At 67.6% G+C, this 7,260-nt stretch carries 8 protein-coding genes; 2 read left to right on the forward strand and 6 right to left on the reverse strand.

Features of this window, described 5'->3' with window-relative positions; all coding sequences use genetic code 11:
• Window positions 1-61: 61 nt before the first annotated feature.
• Complete coding sequence (locus sphsw_RS00105) at window positions 62-1,060, forward strand: ligase-associated DNA damage response exonuclease (RefSeq protein WP_031438833.1); 999 nt, start codon at window positions 62-64, stop codon at window positions 1,058-1,060.
• Here the strand turns inward: sphsw_RS00105 and sphsw_RS00110 are convergent.
• The 6 genes from sphsw_RS00110 to sphsw_RS00135 all read right to left on the reverse strand — a co-directional run bounded on the left by sphsw_RS00110 (window position 1,057) and on the right by sphsw_RS00135 (window position 6,767).
• Window positions 1,057-2,448, reverse strand: a complete 1,392-nt coding sequence (locus sphsw_RS00110) for a DUF418 domain-containing protein (protein ID WP_081874026.1) — start codon at window positions 2,446-2,448, stop codon at window positions 1,057-1,059. The genes sphsw_RS00105 and sphsw_RS00110 overlap by 4 nt on opposite strands.
• 61 nt (window positions 2,449-2,509) lie before the next feature.
• On the reverse strand, window positions 2,510-4,039 hold the full coding sequence (rpoN, locus tag sphsw_RS00115; RefSeq protein WP_031438835.1) for an RNA polymerase factor sigma-54: 1,530 nt from the start codon (window positions 4,037-4,039) through the stop codon (window positions 2,510-2,512).
• A 4-nt stretch (window positions 4,040-4,043) separates the two neighbouring features.
• Entirely contained in the window at window positions 4,044-4,838 is a 795-nt protein-coding gene (lptB, locus tag sphsw_RS00120; protein ID WP_031438836.1) for an LPS export ABC transporter ATP-binding protein, read from the reverse strand.
• A 90-nt stretch (window positions 4,839-4,928) separates the two neighbouring features.
• Window positions 4,929-5,474 (reverse strand): LptA/OstA family protein, encoded by a 546-nt coding sequence (locus sphsw_RS00125; protein ID WP_031438837.1) that lies wholly within the window; start codon window positions 5,472-5,474, stop codon window positions 4,929-4,931.
• Window positions 5,475-5,479: 5 nt separating this feature from the next.
• A complete protein-coding gene (lptC, locus tag sphsw_RS00130) occupies window positions 5,480-6,145 on the reverse strand; it encodes an LPS export ABC transporter periplasmic protein LptC (protein ID WP_235188218.1) in 666 nt (221 codons plus the stop codon).
• A 1-nt stretch (window position 6,146) separates the two neighbouring features.
• Window positions 6,147-6,767, reverse strand: coding sequence for a ribonuclease D (locus tag sphsw_RS00135; protein ID WP_031438839.1), 621 nt, complete (start codon window positions 6,765-6,767; stop codon window positions 6,147-6,149).
• Window positions 6,768-7,016: 249 nt separating this feature from the next.
• Here sphsw_RS00135 and sphsw_RS19565 point away from each other — a divergent pair.
• Window positions 7,017-7,260: hypothetical protein (locus tag sphsw_RS19565; RefSeq protein ID WP_031438840.1), on the forward strand; the 244-nt coding region annotated here is incomplete at its 3' end.

The following is a 7,260-nucleotide window of genomic DNA, read 5'->3' on the forward strand; positions in this document are numbered from 1 at the left end:
CGCCGGTGTCGCTCCGCTGTCGCGCGTGGCACCGCAGCCATGGCTCGGGCGTAGTAGCATGATGGCAAAACTCGGCGACTGGCTCGAACCGCATCCGCACGGCATCCTCGTCAAGCCGATCGACGCATGGATCGATCCGTCGATCCCGAGCGAGAGGGCGCTCGTCACGCACGGCCATGCGGATCATGCGCGCGGCGGCCATGCCGCGGTCTGGGCGACGCCCGAGACGCTGGCGATCATGGACGCGCGCTATGGTCCGCAATCGGGTCACCCGGTCGCCTATGGCGAGACGATCCGCATGGGCGAGGTCGATATCGGTTTCGTCCCCGCCGGCCATGTCCTGGGTTCGGCGCAGATCGTGCTCGACTATCGCGGCGAACGGGTGGTCGTCTCGGGCGATTACAAGCGGCGGAGCGATCCGACCTGCACGCCGTTCGAGCCCGTCAAATGCGACGTCTTCGTCACCGAGGCGACCTTTGGCCTGCCGGTCTTCCGCCACCCCGATACCGGCGACGAGATCGACAAGCTGATCGCCGCATTGCACGCCAATCCCGACCGCTGCGTGCTGGTCGGGGCCTATGCGCTCGGCAAGGCGCAGCGCGTGATCGCCGAACTTCGCGCGCGGGGGCATGAGGCGCCGATCTACATCCATGGTGCGCTCCAGCGTCTGTGCGACCTCTACGCCGATCACGGCGTCCGGCTGGGTACCTTGCTGCCGGTTGCGGACGCCAAGAAGGCCGACATGGCGGGGCATGTCGTGATGTGCCCGCCCGGCGCGCTCAACGATCGCTGGTCGCGGCGGCTGCCCGACCCGATCACCGCAATGGCGAGCGGCTGGATGCGCGTCCGCGGGCGCGCCCGGCAGAAGAATGTCGAGCTGCCGCTGATCCTGAGCGACCATGCCGACTGGGACGAGCTGATCGACACGCTCGCCGAGATCGCGCCGCGCGAAGTATGGGTCACGCATGGCCGTGAGGATGCGCTCGTCCACTGGTGCATGACCCGCCAGATCAAGGCGCGCGCGCTGGCGCTGGTCGGGTTCGAGGACGAGGACGACTAGGCGGATGCCGTCCGCATCGCGGGGGTGATACGCGTTTTGCGCCACGGCAGCCGGCGCCGCTCGAGCAGCGACCGCCACGCCCATTCGACCGGCGCGATATTGAACGCGCGCAGATAGGCATTGGCGAGCCACAACAGGCCGATATTGATCGCCAGCGCGATCCCCATCAGCGCCGCCCAGCCGAACTGGCCGTACAGCCCGAGCGCGAAGGGCGGGAACAGGATCCACAGGCCGATGATCGTCTGCAGCACGTAGAGCGACAACGCGGTCCGGCCCGCGGCGGCGAAGGGGCGCAACAGCCGCGCGCCGACGATCGTCCCGACCAGCAAATGGACGGCGCCGACATGGCCGAGTGTCATCGCCAGCCGGCTGACCTCCGCGGTCGCCCAGAGCGTCTTTGGCGCGGTATCGAAGCGCATCTGCTCCGTCGCGCCGATCATCCGCAGCGGGATCGCGATCCCGTAGGCGATCAGCGTCATCCGCGCATAGAAGGCGCGCGATCGTCCGCCCTGGAGGATGCCGAGCCTGTACAGCGCCGCGCCGATCAGCATCACGCCGGCCGCTTCCCACACGAACACCAGCTCGAGCCCGCGGCTCTGCAGATAGGCGATGACGCTCCACTGATACGCCGCCCAGGTCTTGAAATTGCCCGTCCGCGCCTTGTCCTCGGCGGCGATCCGCGCGGCATCCTCGGCCTTGCTCTTGGCGCGTTTTGCAGCCCCCTCGGCGACCTTGGTCAGCAGTGTGCGGTCCGCGACCGTGACCGGTCGCCCGTCGCGCTGCGCGCTCTCGATCGCAGCGACCTGCGCCTGGGTCTGCGTGGTGGAGACATAGCCGTAGGTGCCGCCGGCGAACTGCAGCGCGGCCGCGGACAGGCCGATGGTCAGAAGCAGGCGGGGTCGCAGTCCGCGAAACAGGAAGGCGATCAGTGCCGCGAGGCCATAGGTGTGGAGGATGTCGCCCGGCCACAGCAGGACGAGGATGTGCACCACGCCGAACGCGAACAGCAGCAGGTTGCGCGCATAATAGCGCTTCATCACCACGCGCGTCCCCGCCAGCTGCGCGGCGCGGTCGGTCAGGATCACCATCCCGGCGCCGAACAGCATCTCGAGCATGCAGCGCGCGGTGCCGTTGGCGATCACCTCGCGCAGCCACCAGGCGATCTGGTCCTGCGTGGTCCAGCCGAAATGCCGGATATCGTCGAACGACGCGTAGAGCGACCCGCCCATGTCGTTGATGTTCATGAACAGGATGCCGAGGATCGCGATCCCGCGCAGGATATCGAGCACCGCGATGCGTGGCGCGCCATCGGGCTCGGCCGCGATCATCGGTGGGGAGGTCGCCACGTACTCGGCGTCGCCATCACGGCTGGTGGAAAGGTCTTTCATCGGTCTGGGCCCCCCCGTGATGCAAGCCGGACGCTACGCCGATCCGGTGCGAAGGCAAGCGTCAGCCCGTACCCTCGAGCGCCCGCGCGCGGCGGCGTTGTACCGAACTGCCGATGCCGAGCGCCTCGCGATATTTGGCAACGGTGCGCCGGGCAATGTCGAAGCCCTTGCCGTCGAGCAATTCCACCAAAGTATCGTCGGACAGGATCTTGGCACCCTCGTTCGCGATCAGGGCCTTGATCGCGCTCTTGACGGCCTGGGCCGACACCGCGTCGCCGCCATCCGCCGACTGGATCGCCGAGGTGAAGAAATATTTCAGCTCGTAGAGCCCGCGCCCGCACGAGACATATTTGTTGCTGGTCACGCGGCTGACGGTCGATTCGTGCATCTCGATCGCGTCGGCGACCATCCGCAGCGTCATTGGCCTAAGATGTGCGACGCCGTGGAGGAAGAACGCCTCCTGCTGCTTCACGATCTCGGTTGCGACCTTGATGATCGTGCGCTGCCGCTGGTCGAGCGCCTTGACCAGCCAGTTCGCGCTGGCGAGACACTCGCTGAGCCACGCCTTCGACGCCTTGTCCTGCTCGCCCCGGGCCAGTTCGGTGTAATAGCTGCGGTTGACGAGGATGCGCGGCAGCGTCGCGGTGTTGATCTCGATGCTCCACCCGCTCTTGGTTCGCGCGACGAACAGGTCGGGCACGACCGCGCGGCTCGGTTCGCCGCCGAACCGGCATCCGGGCTTCGGATCATAGCCGCGCAGCTCGCGGATCATGTCCGCCATATCCTCGTCATCGATCTGGCACAGCCGTTTCAGGCGCCCGATCTCGCCCCGCGCCAGCAGGTCGAGATTGTCGATCAGCCGCGCCATGCAGGGGTCATAGCGGTCCGCCTCCCGCGCCTGGATCGTCAGGCATTCGGCCAGGTCGCGCGCGCCCACCCCGGTCGGGTCGAAGGTCTGGATCACCGCCAGGACATGCTCGACCCGGGCAAGCGCGACGCCCAGCCGGTTGGCGATCTCGAGAAGCGGTACGGTCAGATACCCCGCCTCGTCGATCTGGTCGATCAGATGCGCCGCGACGAACGCATCATCCGCGGCGATCGCGGGGCCCGCCTGCGCCAGCAGATGATCGGCAAGGCTGAGCCCAGTATCGGCAAAGCCGTCCAGATCGAGACCGTTCCCGTCGCCATCGCTGCCACCGCCCGCGCCGGCCCCGCTCATCGACAGCGCGCCGTCGGTGCCGCTGCCACCGTCGGCGACGCTGTCCTGGTGATGGCTCTCGGTCGCATAGTCGATGTCGAGCGCGGGCTCGTCGCTGCCGACACTGCCGCTCACCAGCTCGTCGGCGGCGACGCGTTCGTCGCGGGGGGCGTCGCGGGCGGCGGCGTCCGGATCCGGGCCGGGCTCGCGGTCGGGTCTGTCGCCATCGTCCGCGGCGCCCGCCTCGAGCAGCGGATTGCGCTCGATCTCCTCGGCGATGAACCCCTCGATCTCCAGGTTCGACAACGCCAGCAGCTTGATCGCCTGCTGCAATTGCGGGGTCATCACCAGCGACTGCGATTGGCGAAGGTCCAGGCGAGGCGCGAGGCTCATGACACTAGAGCGAGAAGCCCTCGCCCAGATAGAGGCGGCGGACATTCGCGTCCGCGACCAGTTCGGCCGGGCTGCCCGAGAACAGCACGCGGCCATCGTAGATGATGTAGGCGCGGTCGACGATGTCGAGCGTCTCGCGGACATTGTGGTCGGTGATCAGCACGCCGATATCGCGGCGCTTGAGATCCTTCACGAGGTCGCGAATGTCGGCGATCGAGATCGGATCGATGCCCGCAAACGGCTCGTCGAGCAGCATGATCGACGGCTCGGCGGCCAGCGCGCGGGCGATCTCCGCCCGGCGCCGCTCGCCGCCCGACAACGCCATCGCGGGCGCGGCGCGCAGCCGGGTCAGCCCGAACTCCTCGAGCAGCGTGTTCAGCTTGCGCTCGCGCACCGCCTTGTCGGGCTCGGACAGCTCGAGCACCGTCAGGATGTTCTTCTCGATCGTCAGCCCGCGGAAGATCGAGGTTTCCTGCGGCAGATAGCCAAGACCCAGGATCGCGCGGCGATACATGGGCAGGCGCGTGATATCGTCGCCGTCGAGCATGATCCGGCCCGAATCGGGCTTCACCAGCCCCATCACGGAATAGAAGCACGTCGTCTTGCCGGCGCCGTTCGGCCCGAGCAGCCCGACCACTTCGCCACGCCCGACCGACACCGACACATCGGTCAGGACGGTGCGCTTGTCATAGGATTTGGCGATCGACACGACCTGAAGGCCGTTGGTCGTCGGCGCTTCGACGATCGCGTCGCCGTGCGGGCCGGGGGTTTCGATCGGGGGCAGCGTGGGGGCATCCATCAGGCTTTGGCCTTGCTGAGGGCGGGCGGGTAAAAGCGGCTGGCGCTCGGCTGGCGGGTTTCGCGGATGACCGGCGGTGCGCGCATCGGATCAGTTGCGCTTGGGAACCGAGAAGGTGCCCGTCACGCGCCCGCCCGTCTGGGTCACGGTGCCGCCGCTGGCCGTCGCGCCGCCGCTGCCGCGGACCGACGATCCGTCGATCACCGCGCGACCGGTATCGAGGTTCATCGTCAGCCGCCCGCCATTCACGGTGTTGCCACCCTGGGTCAGCGTCACCGCGCCGAGCATCGTGATCACCCGCCGGTTGAGGTCGTAGATCGCATATTGGCTCTTCGCGGTCTGGTCCGGCCGGCGCACCGTCACGCCGCCCGACGCGTCGAGGCGCGACACCTGCGGGTTCCCGCCGACCACTTCGCCGGTATAGGCCACCGTCATCCGCGCCGAATTCAGCGTCATGTCCGCCTGCTTGACCGACACGCTTCCGTTCAGCACCGCACGGTTCGCCTTGTCCTGCAGCTCGATATGGTCCGCACCGAAATCGATCGGCGCGTTCGAGTTGTGCGCACGTTGCGCGGAGACGCCGGTCGCCGCGAGCGCGGAGAGCATCAGGAGGACGGAGCTTGGTATGAGGCGCATGGCGGCTATTTCGGCCCTCGCGGCACGATCCGCAAGCGCGCATTGCCGTCGAGCCTGACGGTGCGGGCTTCCAGATCGGCATGCAGCTTGTTTGCACTGAACACGCCCTGCGGCACGGTTCCCGTCACCGCACTGCCGCTGTCCATCGTCCGCGCGCGCATGTCGAGCGTCGCATTGGTGGTTTTCAGGTCATAGCCGTTGGGAGCGGTGACGTTGAGCGGGCCGTTCAGCTGCACCTTCTCGGTGTCCATGTCGTAGCGCCCGGAATTCGCCCTGATGTTGGCGGGGCCGTCGGCGAGCTGGAGCTGCGCGCTCAGCGTGTTGAGCTGCACGATCGGCTCCGCCGAACTCTTCTGGATCGCCGAGCGGGCGTCGAGCGTGAACGCCTGGCCCTTCGAATCCTGCCCGCGATATTGCGCGGCCTGCAGCTTCATGCGCTCCTGCGCGACCTCGACCTTGTTCTTGTCGAGCACGAACGACACGTCGCCGCCCGCGGTCAGCGGCGCCATCACAAGGAATGCGGTCAGCACGCCGATCGCGGTCGGCAGGCCGAGTCGCGCCAGTCCGACGACGCGGTCGTGGCGGCTGCCCGGCGCCGCCCAGACCTGACGCGGCGAGCGGGCCTGCCGGATCGTCTTCGCCGATGCGTCGGACGGGGGCGCCATGGTCATGTCAGGCGTGCGCGAAGATGTCGATCTCGGGCCATCCGGCGAGATCGAGCGCGGCACGGGTCGGCAGGAAGTCGAAGCATTTCTGCGCGAGCTCCATGCGGCCTTCGCGAATCAGCCGCTTGTCGAGCTCTTCCTTCATCCGGTGCAGGAAACGGACGTCGGACGCGGCATAGTCTTTCTGCGCCTCGCTGAGATTCGGGCTCCCCCAGTCGGAGGATTGCTGCTGCTTCGACACGTCCTGGCCCAGCAGTTCGCGGACCAGCTCCTTGAGGCCGTGCCGGTCGGTATAGGTCCGGACCAGTCGCGACGCGATCTTGGTGCAATAGGCCGGCGCCGCGACGACGCCGAGATAATGCTGGACCGCGGCGATATCGAATCGTCCGAAATGGTAGAGTTTCAGCCGCTCCGGATCCGCGAGCAGCGCCTTGAGGTTGGGCGCCGCATAGTCGCTGTCGGCCGCGAACCGGACGAGATGTTCATCTGCGCCGCCATCCGACAGCTGCACGACGCAGAGCCGGTCGCGCGGCGTGATGAGGCCCATGGTCTCGGTGTCGACGGCAATCGAGGCGCCCGGTGCGAAGATCCCGGACGGGATGTCGCCTTCATGAAGATACACTGTCATGCGGTGGCCCTAGCGGTCGGGGGCGCCTTGCTCAATGGTCCTCCGCGATGACGCGGGTGCGCCATGCTTTTGCCGCGATCATCGCCAATGGAGCAAGCGGACAAGATTCTGTTCGCGATAGCTTGATTTTTGCGCTATGCCCTTCCCCAAGGCGCAAAAGGTTTCGCGCCCGAGGGCCCGCGTTCGTCGTCCGGACACGCCGGCTTTTGGAGAGATTTTGCGGGCGAACCGGGAAGACGATCAGGGCTTATGGGTTTCGATAAAGGTGGCCGCGGGAACCGTGGCGGGCGTGGCCGCGACAAGCGCGACAGCTTCGGCGGCGGCAGCGACGATTTCGGTGGCGGCAGCAGCTTCGGCGGCGGCGGTGACCGGTTCGGCGGCGGCGGCAGCAGCTATGGTGGCGGTGGCAGCAGCTACGGCGGCGGCAGCAGCTTCGGCGGCGGCGGTGATCGCTTCGGCGGCGGTGGCGGCGGTGGTTACCGCGGCGGCGGCG

The organism is Sphingomonas sp. FUKUSWIS1, assembly GCF_000733135.1.
GTDB classification, from domain to species: Bacteria; Pseudomonadota; Alphaproteobacteria; order Sphingomonadales; family Sphingomonadaceae; genus Sphingomonas; species Sphingomonas aerolata.